Source organism: Natronococcus sp. JC468, from assembly GCF_012163165.1.
Taxonomy (GTDB): Archaea; Halobacteriota; Halobacteria; order Halobacteriales; family Natrialbaceae; genus Natronococcus; species Natronococcus jeotgali.
This window is the reverse complement of the sequence record NZ_JAAVUO010000003.1, coordinates 85,171-104,734: the sequence shown is the minus strand read 5'-3', so window position 1 is coordinate 104,734 and position 19,564 is coordinate 85,171. Positions and strand designations below refer to the sequence as shown.

Genomic DNA, 19,564 nt, shown 5'->3' with positions numbered 1-19,564 from the left:
CAGCGGCGAGTACAATTGTGACGGCCGACTCGAACGACGCGAACGAGACGAACGACCGAACGCGATCTACCCAGGTGATTCGATGAGCGACGCACAACGACCGATGGACGACCACGTACCGGGCGAGGAAGAGGGGTTCGAACCGATCGAGGTGTTCCCCGAGGCCGAGGAGATGGACCTCCGGCCGGGCGCCGACAACTGTTACAAGTGCTCGACCTGCGACACGAACTGTCCCGTCGCCGAGGTCGACGACGAGTTCCCCGGGCCGAAGTTCCAGGGCCCCGAGCAGTGGCGGCTCAAGCGCCAGTCCGACCACGACATCGACGACTCGGTGATGAAGTGTTCGAACTGTATGCGCTGTGACAGCGCCTGTCCCTCCGAGGTACCCCTCTCGCAGATGCACAACACCGCGCGGGCGGAGTACGTCGAGGAGAACATGAGCAAGCTCTCCCGGGAGTACTGGCGCAACCGGATGCTCTCGAACTACCGGAAGCTGGCCCCGCTGGCCGCGACCTTCCCCCGGACCGCGAACTTCGTGATGGGGCTGTCGGTCACGCAGTGGATGGGCGAGAAGGTGATGGGGATCGCGAGCGAGCGGGAGTTCCCCGAGTTCGCGACCCAGACGTTCCGCGGGTGGTGGGCCGAGCGCGGCGGCAACGACACCTCGAGGGAGCGAGCGCGGGCCGCGCGGGCCGAGCGCGGCGAGGACGTCGAGAACCCCCACAAGCGGATCGCGTACTTCCACGGCTGCTACTCGAACTACAACACGCCGGAGGTCGCGAAGGCGCTCGTCCGGGTCTACGAACACCTCGGCTACGAGGTGATGGTGCCCGAGCAGGCCTGTTCGGGGACGCCGATGTTCGCCAACGGGATGCTCGAGGACGCCCGTCGGGCCGCCGAGACCAACGTCCGGGAGCTCGCCGAGGCCATCGAGAACGGCGCCGACATCGTCGCCTCCTGTAGCTCGTGTTCGATGTCGATCCGCCAGGAGTACCCCGAGCTGTTCGACTTCGAGGGCACCGAAGACGTCGCCGCCAATACCTGGGACGCCGTCGAGTACCTCCGCGTCCACGAGGATCTGAAAGGCGAACTCGAGGGGACCGCCGTCGACGGGGAGTTCGCCTACCACGCGCCGTGTCACGCCCGCAACCAGGGACTGGACGGCCAGACCGTCGAGGTGCTGAGCGCGATCGACGGGATCGACGTCGAGGACGTCGGCGACTCCTGTTCGGGCATCTCGGGAACGTACGGCTGGAAGGAGGAGAACTACGACACCTCCATGAAGATCGGCGAGGAGATGTTCGAGCACATGGAGGACGCGGAAGCGACGACCGGTCTCACGGAGTGCCCGACCTGTTCGATGCAGATGGGCCACGGCACCGGCTACGAGATCACCCACACCCTCGAGGTACTCGAGGCCGCGCTCGTCGGCCCGGAGCGATAATGAACCTCGCGGAGCGCATCGCACGACGGCGATCCGCACACCGGACGGACGGGATCGTCGTCAACCGCAACCACCTCAGCCCGGTCGTCCACCGCTCGGAACCGATCGGACGGGGGCCCGTCCTCGAGCAGTTGCTCGACGCCCTCGAGCCGGTGTTCGACGGCGAGCTTCCCGACTCCGCTGCGGTCGTCGGCCCCGCCGGCGCCGGCACGTCGGCGATCGTCACGGCGCTGTTCGACGCGCTGAACGCCCGGCTGGGCGAGCCCACGCGATCGATCGGGACGACGACCAGAGCCGGCAGCTCCGGGGCCGTGACCTGGTTCGTCTACGTCGACGCGCGCCGGGTCGGGAGCCCCTTCGCGTTCTATCGGGCGGTGCTCTCGATGGTCTCGAACGACGCGGTCCCCGAGAGCGGTGTCGGCACCGACGCCCTCCGAGAGCGGCTCCGAACCCGCTTCTCGCGGCCCGATCGGCGGGCCGTCGTCGCGATCGACCACCACGACGAGCCCGAGACGCTCTCGTACGGTCGCGTGCGCGAGCTCGTCGAACCGGTCGACGACGCCGTCACGACGGTCGCCGTTGGCCAGACCGAGCCCGAGGACTGGACGGGGACGACGGTGACGGTACCGGCCTACCGCCACCACGAGCTCGCCGACGTCGTCACCGACCGCACCTCGACTGGGTTGACCGCGGGGACGCTCGACCACGAGACCGTCCGCGAGGTCGCGATCTGGGCCGACGGCAACGCCCACGACGCGCTCGCAGCGCTGTTCGGAGCGACGCTGCTGGCCGTCGAGGACGGCGCGGACCGAATCGAGCGATCGCACCTCGAGGCGGCGATGGAAGACGTTCCCGAGCCCGGCGTCCACGTCGACCGCGCGCTCTCGCTGTCGGAGACCCGCCAGCGGGTGCTGTGCGGGCTGATCGACGTCGACGCCGCCGACCGCCCGATCCGGGAGGTCGCCGCGGAGATCGCGGAGCGGTCGGGGCTCACCGCCGGGACGGTCAAGCGGTTCCTGTACGAACTCGCCGACAGAGGGGTCATCGAGCGGGTCCCGCTGTCGACGAGCGGGAGCGGGCGACGTCCGAGCACGGTCGTCCCCCGGTTTCCGACGATCGCGTTCCGGGCGCTCGCCTCGCCCGACGGCGATCCTCGGTAGGCCGTCCGATAGCGGGGCGGCGAGGCGTCGCCGAACTCAGTCCGCCGCCTGGGCAACCCTGGCGGCGTCGCTTTCGTTTTCGGCGGGTTCCTCGCTCGCGCCCGCGCTCTCGTTCGTGGCAGGTTCGTCACTCGCGCCCTCGTCGGCGGTCTCGTCGCCGGCCGTTTCGTTGCCGTTCGCCTCGGCGTCGTCCCCGCTCGCCGACTCGTCCTCAAGGGTCGTCTCCTGGAGGTCGATCTCGACGGCGTCGCCCTCGACCACGGCGGTTTCGGGGACCGCGGTTTCGGCCCGGTAGTCGGTGTCGCCGTCGACGGTCACGGTGTAGTTCTCGACCGCCTCGACGCTGCTGTCGGTGTACCCGTCCTCGACGCCGAGTTCGTCGTCGGTCGCGTACGGAACCGTGAGCTCGAAGCTGCCGTTCTCGTCGACCTCGACCTCCTGCTCGTAGGTGAACGTGCCGCGGTCGGCGCCGGAGTCGACCTCGAGTTCGGCGGTCGCGGTCGCGTTCTCCCCGACGGGGCCGTCGACGCTTCCAGTGATCGTCGCCCCCTCGACGCGCTCGTAGGTCTTGACCGCCGAGCCGGTTCGCTGGTCGATAATCTCTGCGTTCGGGCTCGCCTCGATCTGGGAGATGGTTTGCGAGCCGGCCATCCGGTTGACCACGACCTGCGGTTGACCGTTCTGGTCCGTCGCCACCTGATCCGTCTCGGGGTTCATCAGCGCGTAGCTGACGAAGCCGACCGTCCGCGCGTCGTTCTCGTGGACGAGCCGGTAGTGTTCGAGCCCCGCGGCGTCGTCGAAGTACAGCCGGGAGATCATCGTGTCGTCGTAGGGGACCGAGCCGAGCCGCTCGTCGACTTCGTCGCGATCGATCGGCTCGGTGGCGTCGACGTTCTGGGGCGTGACGTAGTGGCCGTAGCCGGGGCCCGACCAGGTGGCGATCGCGCTGAACTTCCCGCCGGCCATCTGGTCGTCGATCATCACGTACCGCATCTGTTCGGTGGCGTTCTCCTCGACCCCTGCCTCGAGTTCCTCGGTCGGTCGGACGTTGTCGCCGTCGTCCAGCGGGGACTCGCCGGCTGCGACGTTCTCGAGGATCAGCTCGGCCTCGCGCTCGGATTCGGCGGTGAGAAACGCCGAGGCGGTCTCGGCGTTCTGCTGGAACGGGTTCGCGTGGGGGATCCGCTCGCCCTGGGTCGTGATCAGGTGGCCGTAGTCCCACCAGGACATCACGCCGTAGGCGCCTGCGGGGTAGTCGAAGTCGCCGCCCTCGGGGTAGTCGTAGGTACCGGAGTACTCGAGTTCGCTGGCATTGTCGGCGCCGCCGTAGTTACCGGGCTCGGGGGTGTTCGACTCGAGCCAGTCGTTCGACGCCTCCCACGTCATCGCGTCGGGATGCGGTCCCGTCGCCTGGCCGCGGTCGATCACGGACCCGCCGTCGGCCGCGACGACCGGGAGCAGCGGCGCGAACAGCAGCAGGACGACCACGAGCAAGATGATGACCTGGTAGGTCTCGATCCCGCGCAGCGACCGCGCACTCCGCTGAAGGTCGAGGTCGAACAGCCGCACGACGTCGGCGACGAAGGCGGCGTTGACGACGGCGACCGCGAGCACGAGGTAGTACGAGAACCGAACCTGGGTCGCCGCCATACTGATCAGGAACAGCGACCAGACGAGGATCAGCGTGTACTCCGCGCGGTACTCGCGGCCGAACAGCGGCCGGGCGAGCAGCAGGACCAGCCCGACCAGCATCGTGTAGAAGGCGGTGCCGAACTCGCCGAAGACGTGATCGGCGAAGTTCTCGGGCGGCTGGGCCTCCTGGATCGTCAGCGTTCCCGCGTCCTGGTTGAACGGCAGCAGTCGACCCGTGAGGTTGCCGACGAGGGTGGTGTAGAAATCCGGCAACACGAGCCACATGGCGGCGAACGCGGCGAGGACGAGTCCGAGGATCGCGACCGGGTAGAGGCGACGGTCGAATCCGCGGGCGTTCCATCGGCGGGCGAGCCACGCCATGAACAGGCAACCGACGGCCACGAGCGCCGCGGTTGCGGGCTGGAGGGAGCCGAAGCTCGTGACGCTCGTCCCCGGCGCCTCGATCAGCAGGGCCGTCCCGATCGCGGTTACGCCGAGGGCGACGGCGCCGACGAACGCGACGTGGTCGGGGGAGACGCCGCGGACGTAGTCCAGACAGAGCTGCACGGCGAAAAAGACCGCGAAGATGCCGATCAGGACGACGCCCGACGGCCAGATCCAGATGTACAGCGTGAGCGCGATCCCCGCCAGCGCGGCGTAGACCGCCGGCGATCGGAGGGTGTCCCAGTCCCCGTCGGCGACGAGTTCGTAGATCGGCTGGTCGCGCTCGGCGACCCGCAGTGCGACCATCATCGCGAGCACGGCGATCGCCATGAACAGGACCTCGCCGACGTGGTGATCGAGCTGGCCGACGGTCGATCGCACGAAGAACTGCCCCGGCGCGAGCGCGAGCACGACGACGGCGACGAGGCCGCCGACGGTGCCCCCCAGGCGCCGACCGGCGTAGAAGACGGGGATCGCGACCAGCGCCGCCATCGCCGGCACCGAGAGCAGCGACACCGCGTAGAGCGTGCTCTGTGACGGATCGCCGAGCCCGACAATCATCGCGGCGGTCACGATAAGCTGGTCGAACAGGGTGCCGAACTGGCCGACGTAGCTGCCGGAGGGAAATCCGGTCCAGATATCGTACGGCATCGTGAACGGGTAGTTCTCGGCCGTCCACTGCACGGTTCGCCAGTGGTACCAGGAGTCGACGCCCGCGAGCGCGGGCGTTCCATCCTCGGTAACGAAGGCCCCGTACGACTGGATCCGCGTCCAGAAAATAAACAGCATGGCGACCCCGAGAACGGGGACGTAGTACCACTTCGCCCAGGAGCCGAGGACGGACGATCCCGTCCGCTCCTCGGTTCGCTCGGTCTCCGTACTCATTAGGTTCCACGAGAGGTAAGCCACGAATAAGCTTTCCCATATCACCCAGATCATTTAACTATCACATTCAGTGATTGTTTTGTTCGAGCGAAGCTCGAGCGCGGTCGACGACGGCAAGGTTTATCCTTCGGAGATCGAAACCGAACGTCCGATGAAGGTCTCCGCGGTCGTCTGCACGTACGCGATGGAGCGCTACGACGTCTTCTCGGAGTGCGTCGACAGCGTGCTCGCCCAGACCTACGAGCCGCTCGAGGTCGTCGTCGTCGTCGACGGCAACGAGGCCGTCTTCGAGCGCGTCCGCGAGGAGTACGGGGACCGCGAGGGCGTCGTCCTCCACTGCAACGACGAGAACCGGGGGATCTCCTACAGCCGCACGCGGGGCGCCGAGATCGCAAGCGGCGAGGTCGTCGCCTTCATCGACGACGACGCCGTCGCCGAACCCGACTGGATCGCAGAGCTGGCCCGGGTCTACGAGGAGACCGACGCGATCGCCGTCGGCGGCCACGCCAAACCCGACTGGGTCACCGAGAAACCCGACTTCTTCCCCGCGGAGTTCTACTGGCTCGTCGGCTGCGACGAGCGGGGGATGGGCGATCACATGGAGGAGCTTCGCAACACCTACGGCTCGAACATCTCCTTCCGGCGGGACGTCTTTCTCAGCGTGGGCGGCTACGACGAGAACACGGGCCGAAAGGGCGACCGTCACATCCAGGCCCACGAGGCCCCGGTCTGCATCCGGATGGCCAACCGGTACGGCAAGGGCGTAATCTACAACACCGACGCCGTCGTCAACCACAAGCTGTTCGACTACCGCGGCGACTTCCGGTGGCTCGTCTTCCGGTCGTTCTGGCAGGGGTACTCGAAACGCATCATGGATCTCCTGTTGCCCGAGGCCGCGGGCGACAAGAACGAGTATCTGCAACAGCTCATGCTCGAGTTCGTCCCCTCGCGACTTCGGGAACTCGCCCGCGAGCCCTCGGGCGCGAAGGCCAAACAGCTGGTCGCGATTTTCGTGTTTACGGCCGCGGTTGGCTTTGGCTATCTCTACGGACTCGTCCAGTCGGACGACGCGCTCGTTCGAGCGGACGACGAGGCAGCGACCGCCTGAGACGGCTCGAGACGGATCGACGGAGCGGGAAGTGCCGCGAGGGCCCCGAGAACGAGCGGGACGAGGAACGTTCGAAAGCGATCACAGGAGGATGACCGCGACGGCGGGATCGTCGTCCGTTGGAATCGAAACGCGTCGCTGGCGTCGTTATCGGTCGTTACGCACCCGATCGCTCGTTCTGACCTGGATCTCGAGCTTGTTCGTTCCGCTGATCCAGTCGACGTACCCCTGAAGACGGTCGGCCGACTGCAGGGCCTCGATCGTGTCGTACTCCTCGCGGAGCTGTTCGTTCGTGAACAGGGCGTGAATCTGTTCGTGACAGGGGCGACAGAGCATCACCGTCGGACTCGTGGCCCGTTCCTCGGGGCGGAGGTGGTGCTCCTGAACGACCTGGGGATCGTCGATCCGCTCGTGGGGGACGACCCGTCGACAGAGCGCACACGTCGTCGGCATCGGCTTTAGGGGTTCGGCGACCAAAACGGCTCGCACCGATTCGAAACCGCACTCGTTGATCGTGGGTCGGTGCGCTCGAGTCGCGCGCGGGCGGACCGACTTCGGAACGCTTGAGGCGACCCGTTAGAAACACCGACCGTGACTCGCGCCAAACTGTTCGCGTCTCTCTGCGGACTCGTCTTCCTGGTCAATCTCGCCAGGGTCGTCTTCGCGCCGCTTCTGGACGTCTTCATCGGGGAGTTCGGGATCGGGGAGGCGACCGCGGGCCTCATCGTGACCCTCGGGTGGGTCGGAAGCGCCGCGCCCCGGCTCCCGACGGGGTGGATCCTGACGAAGGTGCCCCGTCACCTCGTCGTCCTCGTCTCGGGGCTCGTCCTCGCGGTCGCCTCGAGCATCGCCGCGACTGCGACGACGGTCGAGCACCTCATGGTCGGAGCCTTCCTCATGGGGATCGCCTCCGGGATCTACTTCGTCTCGGCGAACCCGCTGTTGAGCGAACTGTACCCGGACCGCATCGGTCGGATCATCGGCATCCACGGCGCCGCCAGCCAGGTCGCCGCGGTGATCGCCGCGCCGTTCGTCGCGCTCACCGTCCTCGTCGACTGGCGGCTCTCGCTGTGGGCGATCGCGGTCGGCGCGGCGGCGATCACGGTCGCGACGTGGATCGCGGCGAGGACGACCGAACTCCCGACCGCGGGAGAGGCCGACCGCGACTTCGTCGCCGGCGCGCTCTCGGAGTGGAAGCTGATCGTGACCGCGCTGGCGATCGTCGGCGCGGCGTCGTTCGTCTGGCAGGGGCTGTTCAACTTCTACGAACTGTACATGCAGTCGAAGGGCCTCTCGGACTGGGCGGCGGGGATGATGCTGACGATCATCTTCGCGGCGGGCGTTCCCGCCTTTTACTTCGGCGGCGACCTCGCCGACCGCTTTCCCCACGTCCCGTACCTGCTCGGGATCGTCGGCGCGTTCGCGGCGAGCCTGTTCGCACTGACGCGGGCGGAGGGACTGCTCGCGCTGGTCGTCCTCTCGGCGGTCGTCGGGTTCGTCATCCACACCCTCTTTCCGGCGATCGACACCTTCCTTCTCGACACGCTCCCCGACTCGACGCGGGGCAGCGCCTACGCCGTCTTCAGCTCCACCTGGATGCTGATGCAGGCGCTCGGCTCGTCGGCCCTCGGCTCGCTCGTCGAGCGGGGGTTCGCCTACGACGCGGTGTTCGCGAGCGGCGCGGCCGCGCTGGCCGCGATCGCCCTCGTTCTCGTCGTCCTCGAGCGGGCGGGGCGACTGCCGGGGTAGTCGTTCTCGAGGCGGGCACCCCGCGTCGCTCAGTCGATTTCGGCGTACCGGACGTCGACCCGGATCTCGTCGCCGGTCTCCGGATCGACCAGCGGAACCGCCTCGACGAGACTCGTGCGGACGCACTCTCGCCAGGCCTCCACGGCGGTCTCGTGGTACTCCGCGACGGTCGCCTCGTCGACGTCCGCGCCGCGGTCGCTGCGGGCGATCGATCGCGACTCCGCCCGCGAGGGCGCGGGGATGCGGGTGCGCTCGGGGTCGTACTCGCCGCGGACGTTGACGAACGCCTCCGGGCCGAGGTCGACCGCGGGGGCGTCCGCTCGGTTCGACTCGCCCCCGGAAGCGAACCGGGCGGCCGTCGCTTCGGTCTCGAACGGCGCCGAGACGCGGAGGACGTGGCGTCCGTCGTCGTCGGCGTCACGGTTGCGCTCGAACGTCTCGATGACGGTCTCGGGATCGACGACGAGGGTTTCGATCCGTTCGACCGTCGGACGGGACTCGGTGCTTGTCATCTCCCTCGGAGAGGTGTTCCGCACCGAGTTATAGTCCGGGGTCGGCGCGGCTCTTGACGGGCGAGGACGCGGTCGTCCGCCGCCGCGATCGGACGACGGCACCGGCGATCACGCGGGTTCGAGGTCGGGGATTCCCCGATCGTTCGGCTCGCGCGTGCGCTCGCCGACGAGGTGCTCGCCGAAGATGTACTCGCCGAGGTAGCCGATGCCACGGACACCCGTCAGCGCGGTCTCGAGCGCGCCGAAGGGGAGGCGCTCCCGCGCCTCGAGGTCGGGGTCGGGGCGTTTCACCCCCGACGGCCGGGGCGGAACGCCGGTCGGCCCGTACCGGTTGGGGTAGTACCGCTGGAGCTGACAGAGCCCCCGTCCCACGCGGCGATCCTTCGCGACGAGCGCGCGCAGCGACTCCCGGGCCGGGTGGGTGGCGGTGACGTCGGCCGCGAAGTGCAGGTCGTACCCCGCCTCGTCGACGCGGTTGCCGAACTCCTTGTCGCCGCCGGAGGTGAGCCGGGGATCGAAGAGGCCGACGTCGGCGAAGACCTCACGGCGGACGAACAGACAGCAAGTCGGAGCGAAGCGGTGGTGCTCGAGGTAGCGCTCGATCGGAAAGCCGGAGTGATCGTCGTAGCGAGCCGCGACTGAGGGGTCGTCGGGCGTCGCGAGTTCGACGTTACAGCCCATGTAGTCGGCCTCGGTCGCTCGAAACGTCTCCAGGGCGTCGTCGAGCCACCCTTCGGAAACGGTCACGTCGGCGTCGACGAAGGCGACGACGTCGCCGTCGCTCCTTCGAACGCCGGCGTTGCGGGCCGCGTATGAGGACTGAATCCCGTCCTCGAGCAGAACGGTGCCGTCGAACCGATCCGCGAGGTAGTCGCGGGCGCGCTCGCGGGTCCCGTCGGTCGACCCGTTATCGACGACCGTGTACTCCCAGTCGACGTCCGTCGAGAGCGCCTCGAGGGAGTCGATCGTCGCCCGGAGCCCCGGGAAGTCGTTGTAAACCGGCGTGATGATCGAAACGGTCGCCATCAGTTATATTAATATTGTATTCATTGGTCAAAAAGACTTTCATCGCTGAGGTCCCGATCGGGGACACCACGGATGTCCGCGACCAGCATCGTCATCCCGACGTACAACCGCGCGCCCGTCCTCGGTCGAGCGATCGACAGCGCGCTCGCCCAGACCCACGACGACCTCGAGGTGATCGTCGTCGACGACGGCTCGACCGACGGTACCGACGCGGTCGTCGACGCGTACGACGACGATCGACTGGCGTACGTCGCGACCGGGACGAACGGCGGAGCGAACGCCGCCCGGAACCGTGGCATCGAGCGGGCGACGGGCGAGTTCGTCTCCTTTCTCGACTCCGACGACGAGCTGGCGCCGACCCACGTCGAACGGGCGCTCGAGGCGTTCCGGGCGGGTTCGAGTCGCGTCGGCGGCGTCTACACCGCCTACCGGAAGCGCCGCGACGGCGACGTCTACGACCGGACTCGAGCGTGCGAGCGGGTGACTCTCGAGGATCTCGGACGGGGGAATCCGATCGGCGGCTTCTCGGCGACGACGTTCCCGATCGACGCCTTCGACACCGTCGGAACCCTCGACGAAGACCTTCCCGCGGCCCAGGACTACGAGTTCTACCTCCGGCTCCTGGCGTCGGAGGAGTTCGACGAGATCCGCGGCGTTTCGGACGCGCTCGTGGATCGCCACACCGACGGCGAGCGGATCGGAACCGACCCCGAGCGAAAGCTCGAGGGATACCGCCGGGTGCTCGAGCGACACGGTCGGCGCATCCGCCGCCGGCGGCGAGCCGAGTTCGCGGCCAACGTCGCGTTCGTCCACGCCGAGAACGGTCGGCGGGAACCGGCTGCCCGCTACCTCGAGCGCGCGATCGCGATCGACCCCTGGAACGGTCGCCACTACGTCTACTACTGTGCGGCCGGCGTCAGCTGCCGGGCGCTGCTGGCCGTCCGCGACGCGAAGAGCCGCCTCGCGGTGTACGCGAACCGGCTCGGGTGACGGGTGGAGTATTCTGCCGCGAGGGTGGAGCTCTCGGCGCTGGCGCGGCGGCGGAGCGTGCGTGCGGGTTCGGGGCGCGGCCAAGCTATTTGTCAGTTCGCGGCGCCCGTTCGAACATGCAAGCCGTCGTGTTGGCCGCCGGGAAGGGGACGCGCCTCCGACCGCTCACCGAGGACAAGCCCAAGGCCCTCGTCGAGGTCGACGGCAAACCGCTCGTCGAGGACGTCTTCGACAACCTGCTCGCGATCGGAGTCGACGAGCTGATCGTCGTCGTCGGCTACCGGAAGGAACAGCTCATCGAGCGCTACGGCGACGCCTACGAGGGCGTCCCGATCACCTACGCCCACCAGCGCGAACAGCTCGGACTCGCCCACGCGATCCTCCGGGCCGAATCCCACATCGACGACGACTTCGTGCTCATGCTCGGAGACAACGTCTTCCGGGGAAACCTCGGGGACGTCGTCAATCGCCAGCGCGAGCAGCGCGCGGACGCGGCCTTCCTCGTCGAGGAGGTTCCCGACGAGGAGGCCTCACGGTACGGCGTGCTCGACACTAACGGGTACGGCGAGATCGTCGAGGTCGTCGAGAAGCCCGACGATCCGCCGTCGAATCTGGTGATGACCGGCTTCTACACGTTCACCCCCGCGATCTTCCACGCCTGCCACCTCGTCCAGCCCTCCGACCGCGGCGAGTACGAGCTTCCCGACGCGATCGACCTGCTCATTCAGTCGGGTCGGACCATCGATGCGATCCCGATGGACGGCTGGCGGATCGACGTCGGCTACCCCGAGGACCGCGAGGAGGCCGAACGACGCCTGCGAGAAACCGACGCGTTGCGTTCCGAGTGACCGCGGCGTTCCCGTTCCGAGCGACCGCGACGTTCCGACTCGAGAAACCGACGTGTTCGACGCGAGACGGCGAGGCGCCCCGGCGTCGCTTCCGGTGCGTCGGTCACGGCTGCGAGCGTCGATCGCCGCCGACAACTGGTCGGTCCCGGACCGACACCCCCACACCGGATTTCAGATGAAATCGCTCGAGCGGGGGGCGGGGGAGGGGGCGGATCGCGGCCGACTCGAGCGACGGGATGAGGGGATAAAACGGGACGAGAGTCCGTTAGATTGCATATCGAGAGCGCTATGACGGTAGTCACTGCAGTAGCTCTGATACTTTATTATATATTTTACTCTAGTGGTAATCTAGTAGTAGTAGGGTAATGAGAGAAACAGAGCAAAGCCCGTCTAGGAGGAGTAAGTGTGTGCCCGACTGTGACTCGTCACCTCTTTATAATCTATCTCGTTCCACTCGGCGCGAGAGGAGAAGTCGGGTCGTTCGAACGCCGGTTCGAGGGAGCGGTCGGCACGGCCGGTTCGAGGGATAAGTCAGCGCAGTCAGTTCACCGTTCGGACACCGAATTTCAGATGATATCCCACGATCGGGCACTGAACCCGTCGAAACCGACGGCTGACGAATCTTCCCGCTCTCGCCTCGAGTGCTTCTCGTCTCTCCCCTCACCTTCCCTCGCGACGATTTCATCTGAAATCCGGTGTGGGGGTGAGTTCGCGGCTGCCTCGTTTCCGAGTCATTTCATCTGAAATCCGGTGTGGGTGGGGGAGGAGGAACGCTCCGTCGATCCGCAGCGATTCATCTGAAATCCGGTGTGGGGATCGCAACCAGTGTGCGGACCGACCGTCGCGAGCGTCGACCGAACCGCGGGTGGAACCCGGACGAATCCGGCGCCACACCGTCCGGGCGTCCCCCGTCTGCGGAAGGAAAGAGCTAAGGAAAATTCATCTGAAAGACGGTGTATGCCTTTGCACGCGGAGGGGACGGGGACGCTCGGCGAGTACGCCGCCGAGCACGGCGCGGTCGCCCACTCCCGCTCCAAGTCTCGCGACGATCCGCTCTCGGTGCTGGACGAGGAGGATCGGATCTTCGCGAACGAGGACCTGCTACGGATCGACCACGTCCCCGATCAGAACAAGATCGTCGGTCGGAACAACCAGATCGAGACCGTCGCTCGGCGGCTCAAACCGACGATCACCGGCGGAACGGGCAAGGGGACGCTGCTGCTCGGAAAGTCGGGATCCGGAAAGACCCTCGTCACCCGCTACGTCAGCCGCGAGGTGGTCGAGCGGGGGCGGGAAAACGATGTTCGAATCGGCCGTGCGGTGATCGACTGCGCCCAGCGCCGCTCGGAGGTCCAGACCGTCATCCACCTCGCGAAGAGCCTGAACGAGCCCGAGAGGACGGGGATCACGATCCCCCACTCCGGAATCGCGACGGGCGCGTACTACGATCGACTCTGGTCGGTCATCGACGAACTGTACGACGCGATCATCGTCGTCTTAGACGAGATCGATCGGCTCGCGCCGCCCGACGACGTCGAGAACGTCCCGCCCGAGGAGGCCAACGACAGCAAACTCCTGATGCAGCTCTCGCGGGCGGGCGAGGAAAACGACGTCGACGCGAGCATCACCGTCATCGGAATCAGCAACGATCTGAAGTACGGCGACCGACTCGACACCCGCGTCGAGAGCTCCTTCTCGCCCGACGAGATCGTCTTCCCGGCCTACGACGCCAACCAGCTCGGCGACATCCTCGAGCGCCGTCGCGACGCCTACCGCGAGGACGTGCTGACCGACGACGTCATCCCGCTGTGTTCGGCCTTTTCGGCCCAGGAACACGGCGACGCCCGCCGGGCGATCGACCTCTTCCGGCTCGCGGGCGAGGTCGCCAGGGACAACGACGCCGCCCGGGTCACGGAGAGTCACGTCCGGGTCGCCAACGACGACGCCGAGGTGACCCGGATTCAGGACCTCATTCGTGGCTGTCCGACCCAGGCGAAGATCGCGATCGCGGCGCTTGCGACCATGGACGAGTTCTCCGAGCGCTCGGCGTTCAAGGCGACCGAGATGTACCGCGTCTACCGGGCCTTCGCCGAGGCCATCGACGCCAACGTCCTCGGCAAGAAACGCATCACCGACCAGCTCCGGGAGTACGAGACGCTGAAGATCATCAACATGACCAGAACCAGCGACGGCTACCGCGAGGGGACCTACCTCCAGCTGTCGCTGCTCGACGACTCGAGCCTGTTGCTCCAGACGATCGGCCTCGACGAGCGCTGTGCGAACATTCCGATCGATGGACGGATGCGCCAGCACATCGTCTCGATCGTGGGACCGTAGCGTCGACCGACTATTTTGTAACCGATACGACCAGCATATTTTTGTCTCATGGCCCGGAATTCACGACCGATGGAGCATGACGGGGTTCGCGCGACGGCGATCGAGCGGGAGGCGTTCCTGTCGATGAGCGATCGCACGCGCGACATTTCTGCGGACGACGTCTGTATCCTCGTCCCGACGCTGAACGAGGCGGCGACGATTGGTGACGTGATCGACGGCTTCCGCGAACAGGGGTACTCGAACGTCGTCGTCGTCGACGGCGACTCCGACGACGGGACGCGCTCGATCGCCAGCGACCACGGCGCGGAAGTGTTCACCCAGACCGGCGACGGGAAGGGACAGGCCGTCCGGGAGGCACTCGAGTACGTCACCGTCCCGTACGTGCTGATGGTCGACGGCGACGGCACCTACGATCCGGCCGACGCCGATCGCATGCTCGAGCCCCTCTCGAGGGGGTACGACCACGTCATCGGAAACCGCTTCGCGAACATGGACGACGACGCGATGGCGGCCCTGAACGGGTTCGGAAACCGGCTTATCAACCGCTCGTTTCGGCTGATCCACGGCGCGGAGTACGAGGACATCCTCTCGGGCTACCGGGCGTTTACGACCGACTCGTTCGAGCGGCTCTCGCTGGACGCCGACGGGTTCACAATCGAGACCGAACTCGCCGTCGAGTGCGTCAAACACGGGATCGACACGGCCGTCGTTCCGATCAGCTACAGGGCCCGTCCGGAGGCCTCGGAGACGAACCTCAACCCCCTCCGTGACGGCGGCACGATCGTGCTGACGCTGTACTCGCTGGCGAAGACCAACAATCCGCTGTTTTACTTCGGCAGCTTCGGCGCGGCGAGTATCGTCTCCGGCGGCGTCGTCGCGACGTACGTGCTCTGGGAGTGGATCCAGTACGGAATCGGCCACGAGATCCTGGCGCTGGTGTCGGCGGCCGCCGTGCTGCTCGGGGTGCAGCTGGTCATGTTCGGCGTGCTCTCGGATATGCTCGTGACGCTGCACCGCGAACAGCGCCGTCGACTCGAGCAGATCACGCGCGACGAGCGGGGCCGCGACGACTAGAACGGCAGCATCGAGCGAACCTGCTGAACGACGCCGTTGGAGTGCTGGCGGCGGTACTCCTCGAACGGCTCGTGAAGCGCGTTCAGTAGCTGTTGGCGCGAATCGAACCGCTCCCGGTTCGTCTCCGCGAGCACCTCCCCGAGCGCAACGTCGTTTCCGTGAACGTCGTAGGGGATTCGCTCGTGGCCGAGCTCGGCGTCGACGTCGTCAGCGGTCGCCGGAAACGATAGCTCGGAGTCTCTGAGGCGGGCGTCGAGGGCGGCGATGCCGAAGTCGACGCTTTCCGGGTCGTCGTTGTCGTCGTTGGATGGTGGCCGGACTCCCATACGCGGTACGTAGCACGCCGCAGATCAAAACCGCTGCGGAGACGCTCGCCGGACCCGCGACGTTCCCAGCGAACGGCGATACGTCTTTGGGGCCCGCGCCGGAGTATCCGGTATGGCCGAGTACACCACGGTTTCGATTCCGAAGGATCTGGCCGACCGCGTCGACGAGACGATCGAGGGGACGAGCTTCCAGAGCACCAGCGATCTGGTCCGGTTCCTGCTGCGGAGCATCGTTATCCAGCACCAGCGACGGGGCGAGCTGACCGAGGCCGAGTTCGAGGAGATCGCCGAACAGCTCCGCGGACTGGGCTACCTCGAGTAGCCGATGCCGCTCCGGGACGGCGCGGCTCTCGAAAGCGCCGTTACTCCCGGTCGCGAAGCGACCCCTCCGGCGCCCGCGCGTCGAGGATCTCGAGGGGTTGCCGGTCGCCGACCCGATCGAAGGCGGCGAACGACGCCTCCTCGAGCGTCCACGGCGGAACGGCGACGAAGACCACCTCGGCGAGGTCGTCGCGTTTGGTCACCTCGAGTTCGCCGACGGGATGGGAAACGAACTGGCCCTGGGCCTGTCGGGCCGGCGTCGAGAGGTCGACGCCGAACACCGCGTTGACCGCGTTGCCGGGATCGGGAAGGAAGAAGTCCGTAAAGACCGGCGCCTCGGGCGGAAGCTCCGCGGCCCCCTCGAGCCGTCCCGCCGGCGTCACCGAGACGCCGGTCCGAACCGGGTTCGGATCGGCGTTGCTGGCGAGCTCGAGTAACACCTCGATCAGGGCACGGGTAGCGTAGACCACGGAGGTCGTACGCGCGCCTTGCAGTTAGCTGTATGGCCTCAGAACGGCAGCAGCTTCCACCCCGCTTTGGCGTACACCAGCGGCGCCCGGGTGCGGGACCGGGCCAGCGCCTCCTCGAGGGCCGCCGTCGCGTCGGTCAGGACGCCGGCGCCGTGCCCGACGAGCACCCGATCGGGGGCGAGATCGCCGAGCGCGTTCCGGGGCGGGAGCGCTCGCCGCATCGGGTGGACCCCGAGGCGCTCGCCCCCGGCGAGGAAGTAGTCGGCTGTGCCGACCGACTCCGGGACGACGAGGGTTCCCCGCTCGGGGTCGTAGAGCGCGACTTCCTGCCAGAATCGGCTATCGACGACCGTCCGCGCCTTGATCCCGGTGTCCGCGAGCTCGTCGCCGAAGCGAACGACGGGCGCCTCGAGCTCCTCGGAGACGCCCTCGAAAAAGGCGGGGAGGTAAACGGGGACCCCGTGACGGTCGGCGACCACGGCGGCGTCGCGCTTGTGGCGATCGAGCGCGACGACGACGCCGCGGACCTCGCCCAGCCCCGCGAGCACGTCGTCGATCCCGGGAGCGTCGACGGGGTCGATCACCCAGACGTCGCCGTCCAGCTCGAGGGCGTGGCTGGCCCGCTGCATCTCCTCGTCGGGATGGGCGATCCAGCCGGCGCCGCCGTCGAACCGATCGATCTCGGCGAACTCACTCGCGCGCTCGTCGACCCGAAATGGCATACGCGACGGTACGCTCGCTCGGCTCATAAACCTGGACGAACCCGCCGATTCCGCCGGTTCGGTGCCGAGCGCTCGCTGCCGATCCGTACCCGACGGCGGTCTCGGTGGCGCTTGGTGCTCCGTCGGTATCGGGCGTCGGCGTTCGACGCGGCGACGCTTCTATGCCGCCGGCCGGAGTAGGGGCGACCATGCTCACCGGTCTCTCCTGGCTCGCGCTCGAGGTCAAACACCTCGAGCCCGCGCGGCGGTTCTACGCGGAGACGCTGTCGCTTCCCGTCCGCGAAGACGGCGCCGACGAGTGCGTCCTCGCCGCGGGCGAGACCGACCTCGTTCTCCGGCGACCGGAGGCGGTTCCCCGCGGCGGACTCCATACCCACTACGCCCTCTCGATCCCCGCCGACGAGTACGACGAGTGGTGGGACCGCCTGAGCGAGGAGTACGACCTCGAGGAGGCCCGATTCGGCTCCTCGCGGTCGCTGTACCTCTACGACCCCGACGGCAACTGCGTCGAACTCGGCCAGCGCGACGTCGCGGGACCGGGGATCGACGGGCTCTTCGAGGTCGTCCTCGAGGTCGAATCGCTCGAGCGCGCCCGGGAGTTCTACGAGACGCTCGGCTTCCGGACCGTCGACGTCGGCGCCGACCGCAAGCGAGTGCGGCTGAACGGACCGATGGCCCTCGAGCTCTGGGAGCCCCACCTCGGCATCGCCGACGGCCGCGGCGGCGTCCACGTCGACCTCGGCTTCGAGACCGACGATCCGGGTGCGGCCCTCGAGGCGGTCGCGAACCGCGTCGGCCGGGTCGAGCGCGACGCCGGCGACGAGGTCGTGGTTCGGGATCCGGACGGCCACTGGCTGACGTTCCGCCAGCCCGGGCCTGCAACTGAACGGTGAACTACCTTCGTGTCCGTCGCCGGTATCGTTCCACTATGACCGACGAACCCCGACGCGACGGCGGCGACGTCGTCCACCGAACCTTCGACGTCGAGGAAGCTGACCCGAACGTGAGCGTCGCCCGAACCGTCGCCGAACTCGAGGGGGTCGACACCGACGAGTTGACGCCGCTGTACGACTGCATCGACCACCTCCTCGAACACGTCTTCTCGGATCCGCCCGTCCCCGCTGCGGAAGCCGAGGTCGCGTTCTCCTACGAGGGGTACCGGATCACCGTCGCACAGGACGGACGCGCCGCCTTCAGGAAGCGAGGAAGCGGGGAGTAGCCGTCCGTCGGGGTTCGCGCCGCACTCTCGGTCGACTACAGCCGATCGGCGTCGACGTCGATCCCCGGCGGCGTGACCACCAGGAACCCGCGGAAGTGAACGAGGTTGCCGCCCGACTCCTTGACGTCGCGTGCGAAACCGGACGCCAGCTCGTTAACTTCGCCCTCGACGCAGAGGACGAGGACGTTTCCCGTCGAGACCGCCTCGAGCCACTCGTCGGCGGGCGTCGTCCCGTCGAGGACGCCCAGGACGATTTCGCCGTCGAGCTCGAACTCCTCGTCGATGCGCTCCTCGACGGTTCGCAGGTCGAGATCGAAATCGCTCATACGGGTCCCCTCGAAGCGCGGCGAGAAAAACGTTCGCTTCGGCCGTCTCGCGCGGAGCGCCCCACGCCGGTTTCGGCGAAACCGGGTCGCCCGGGTTGAACCGGGAACGATAGCGCGCCTCAATCCTGCGGGAACTCCTTTCTGAACCCCCGGAACTCGGTGCGGTGGGCTTCCTCGTCGGCGAGGATCGTCACCGCGACGTCCTCCGTGACCGGGTCGTCGGCCTCGCGGGCGGCCTCGAGCAGCGAGCGGTACGTCTCCAGGGCGTCCTCCTCAGCCTCGAGGACGCCGTCGATCACCGACTCGACGTCGGTGGTGTCCTCGGGGGGCTGCAGACTCGACTGGCCGGCCTCGAACGACTCCGATCCCGGCGGGGAGCGATCGAGCTGTTTCAGCCGGTTCCCGAGCAACCGCGCGTGCTCGAGCTCCTCGTCGACGTCGGCCTCGAGGCTCGATTTGACCTCCTCGGCGTGGACCCCGTCGAGGACGATGGCGTTGGTCAGGTAGTTCATCACGGTCTCGAGTTCGTCGGTGTACGCCTCCCGCAGGAGGCTGGTCACTTCGTCTGAGGTCATGCCCGCCGCCCTACCACGGCGGGGGGTTTAGTTCTCACACGCCCGAAACCCTCGGCAACCGGCTTCGGTTCCCCGGTGCTTTCGGGGGTAGGAGTCGCGGCCGATCCCGCCGTCGCCTCGAGCGAGCACCGGCCGCCGGTGGTCGCGACCGCGACGCGTCGCGTGCTGGACGATCGGCCGGTCGCGCCGTCCCGAAATCGCCCAGGTACTCGCAGGCGGGGACTACCTGCCGCCGCGGTTCAGCTACTACGGCGAAGTTATTGGACAATCTGTAACCGCTCGTCGCTATTTCCGACCGTTAGTGACCGACTGTTCATCGGCGAGCGCGCGCCAGCGGATCCAATTTAATTCCAGTCTAAAAAGTACGAATTTTACGAGGGAATCGACGCGTTCCGA

The 19,564-nt window shown here is 67.4% G+C and carries 20 protein-coding genes; 11 read left to right on the top strand and 9 right to left on the bottom strand.

Annotated features, from left to right (window positions below; all coding sequences use genetic code 11):
- Positions 1–82 precede the first annotated feature (82 nt).
- Together GWG54_RS03045 and GWG54_RS03040 are read left to right on the top strand one after the other, a co-directional pair.
- The gene (locus GWG54_RS03045; protein ID WP_209438234.1) at positions 83–1,444 is read left to right on the top strand and encodes an anaerobic glycerol-3-phosphate dehydrogenase subunit C; all 1,362 of its coding nucleotides are present in this window, start codon (positions 83–85) and stop codon (positions 1,442–1,444) included.
- Positions 1,444–2,604, top strand: coding sequence for a Cdc6/Cdc18 family protein (locus GWG54_RS03040; protein ID WP_167936370.1), 1,161 nt, complete (start codon positions 1,444–1,446; stop codon positions 2,602–2,604). Before GWG54_RS03045 ends, GWG54_RS03040 begins: the two co-directional genes overlap by 1 nt.
- 36 nt (positions 2,605–2,640) lie before the next feature.
- Here GWG54_RS03040 and GWG54_RS03035 read toward each other — a convergent pair whose 3' ends face one another.
- Positions 2,641–5,565 (bottom strand): oligosaccharyl transferase, archaeosortase A system-associated, encoded by a 2,925-nt coding sequence (locus GWG54_RS03035; RefSeq protein WP_167936369.1) that lies wholly within the window; start codon positions 5,563–5,565, stop codon positions 2,641–2,643.
- A 151-nt stretch (positions 5,566–5,716) separates the two neighbouring features.
- On the opposite strand from GWG54_RS03035, the gene aglG reads away from it, so the two are divergent.
- Positions 5,717–6,673, top strand: a complete 957-nt coding sequence (aglG, locus tag GWG54_RS03030; RefSeq protein WP_167936368.1) for a glucosyl-dolichyl phosphate glucuronosyltransferase — start codon at positions 5,717–5,719, stop codon at positions 6,671–6,673.
- 147 nt (positions 6,674–6,820) lie between these two features.
- Here aglG and GWG54_RS03025 read toward each other — a convergent pair whose 3' ends face one another.
- Positions 6,821–7,126, bottom strand: coding sequence for a hypothetical protein (locus GWG54_RS03025; RefSeq protein WP_209438233.1), 306 nt, complete (start codon positions 7,124–7,126; stop codon positions 6,821–6,823).
- Between the two features lie 138 nt (positions 7,127–7,264).
- Here GWG54_RS03025 and GWG54_RS03020 point away from each other — a divergent pair, with 138 nt between their 5' ends.
- The gene (locus tag GWG54_RS03020; protein WP_167936367.1) at positions 7,265–8,422 is read left to right on the top strand and encodes an MFS transporter; all 1,158 of its coding nucleotides are present in this window, start codon (positions 7,265–7,267) and stop codon (positions 8,420–8,422) included.
- A 29-nt stretch (positions 8,423–8,451) separates the two neighbouring features.
- Here GWG54_RS03020 and GWG54_RS03015 read toward each other — a convergent pair whose 3' ends face one another.
- On the bottom strand, positions 8,452–8,934 hold the full coding sequence (locus GWG54_RS03015) for a hypothetical protein (protein WP_167936366.1): 483 nt from the start codon (positions 8,932–8,934) through the stop codon (positions 8,452–8,454).
- A gap of 108 nt (positions 8,935–9,042) precedes the next feature.
- The gene (locus GWG54_RS03010) at positions 9,043–9,960 is read right to left on the bottom strand and encodes a glycosyltransferase family 2 protein (protein WP_167936365.1); all 918 of its coding nucleotides are present in this window, start codon (positions 9,958–9,960) and stop codon (positions 9,043–9,045) included.
- 72 nt (positions 9,961–10,032) lie between these two features.
- Between GWG54_RS03010 and GWG54_RS03005 the strand changes: the two genes are divergently transcribed.
- The 4 genes from GWG54_RS03005 to aglJ all read left to right on the top strand — a co-directional run bounded on the left by GWG54_RS03005 (position 10,033) and on the right by aglJ (position 15,209).
- Positions 10,033–10,950: a glycosyltransferase family 2 protein gene (locus tag GWG54_RS03005; RefSeq protein ID WP_167936364.1), complete on the top strand. Its 918-nt coding sequence runs from the start codon at positions 10,033–10,035 to the stop codon at positions 10,948–10,950.
- A 116-nt stretch (positions 10,951–11,066) separates the two neighbouring features.
- Entirely contained in the window at positions 11,067–11,798 is a 732-nt protein-coding gene (gene aglF / locus GWG54_RS03000) for a UTP--glucose-1-phosphate uridylyltransferase AglF (RefSeq protein WP_167936363.1), read from the top strand.
- A 957-nt stretch (positions 11,799–12,755) separates the two neighbouring features.
- Positions 12,756–14,135, top strand: coding sequence for an AAA family ATPase (locus GWG54_RS02995; protein WP_167936362.1), 1,380 nt, complete (start codon positions 12,756–12,758; stop codon positions 14,133–14,135).
- A 69-nt stretch (positions 14,136–14,204) separates the two neighbouring features.
- Positions 14,205–15,209 (top strand): S-layer glycoprotein N-glycosyltransferase AglJ, encoded by a 1,005-nt coding sequence (gene aglJ / locus GWG54_RS02990; RefSeq protein ID WP_167936361.1) that lies wholly within the window; start codon positions 14,205–14,207, stop codon positions 15,207–15,209.
- On the opposite strand, the gene GWG54_RS02985 is transcribed toward aglJ, so the two are convergent.
- Entirely contained in the window at positions 15,206–15,535 is a 330-nt protein-coding gene (locus tag GWG54_RS02985) for a hypothetical protein (protein ID WP_008424129.1), read from the bottom strand. The genes aglJ and GWG54_RS02985 overlap by 4 nt on opposite strands.
- 112 nt (positions 15,536–15,647) lie before the next feature.
- Between GWG54_RS02985 and GWG54_RS02980 the strand changes: the two genes are divergently transcribed.
- Entirely contained in the window at positions 15,648–15,857 is a 210-nt protein-coding gene (locus tag GWG54_RS02980; protein WP_167936360.1) for a ribbon-helix-helix domain-containing protein, read from the top strand.
- 40 nt (positions 15,858–15,897) lie between these two features.
- Here the strand turns inward: GWG54_RS02980 and GWG54_RS02975 are convergent, their stop codons facing one another.
- A complete protein-coding gene (locus GWG54_RS02975) occupies positions 15,898–16,326 on the bottom strand; it encodes a hypothetical protein (protein WP_008424125.1) in 429 nt (142 codons plus the stop codon).
- Positions 16,327–16,364: 38 nt separating this feature from the next.
- Positions 16,365–17,048 carry a hypothetical protein gene (locus GWG54_RS02970; protein WP_167936359.1) on the bottom strand — a complete coding sequence of 228 codons (684 nt, stop codon included), beginning with the start codon at positions 17,046–17,048 and terminating at the stop codon, positions 16,365–16,367.
- A 188-nt stretch (positions 17,049–17,236) separates the two neighbouring features.
- On the opposite strand from GWG54_RS02970, the gene GWG54_RS02965 reads away from it, so the two are divergent.
- Together GWG54_RS02965 and GWG54_RS02960 are read left to right on the top strand one after the other, a co-directional pair.
- Positions 17,237–17,941, top strand: a complete 705-nt coding sequence (locus GWG54_RS02965) for a VOC family protein (RefSeq protein ID WP_167936358.1) — start codon at positions 17,237–17,239, stop codon at positions 17,939–17,941.
- Between the two features lie 35 nt (positions 17,942–17,976).
- Complete coding sequence (locus GWG54_RS02960) at positions 17,977–18,267, top strand: HalOD1 output domain-containing protein (protein ID WP_167936357.1); 291 nt, start codon at positions 17,977–17,979, stop codon at positions 18,265–18,267.
- A gap of 35 nt (positions 18,268–18,302) precedes the next feature.
- Here GWG54_RS02960 and GWG54_RS02955 read toward each other — a convergent pair whose 3' ends face one another.
- Entirely contained in the window at positions 18,303–18,593 is a 291-nt protein-coding gene (locus tag GWG54_RS02955) for a DUF5779 family protein (RefSeq protein ID WP_008424118.1), read from the bottom strand.
- Positions 18,594–18,712: 119 nt separating this feature from the next.
- Positions 18,713–19,168, bottom strand: coding sequence for a ferritin-like domain-containing protein (locus GWG54_RS02950; RefSeq protein ID WP_008424115.1), 456 nt, complete (start codon positions 19,166–19,168; stop codon positions 18,713–18,715).
- Positions 19,169–19,564 lie beyond the last annotated feature (396 nt).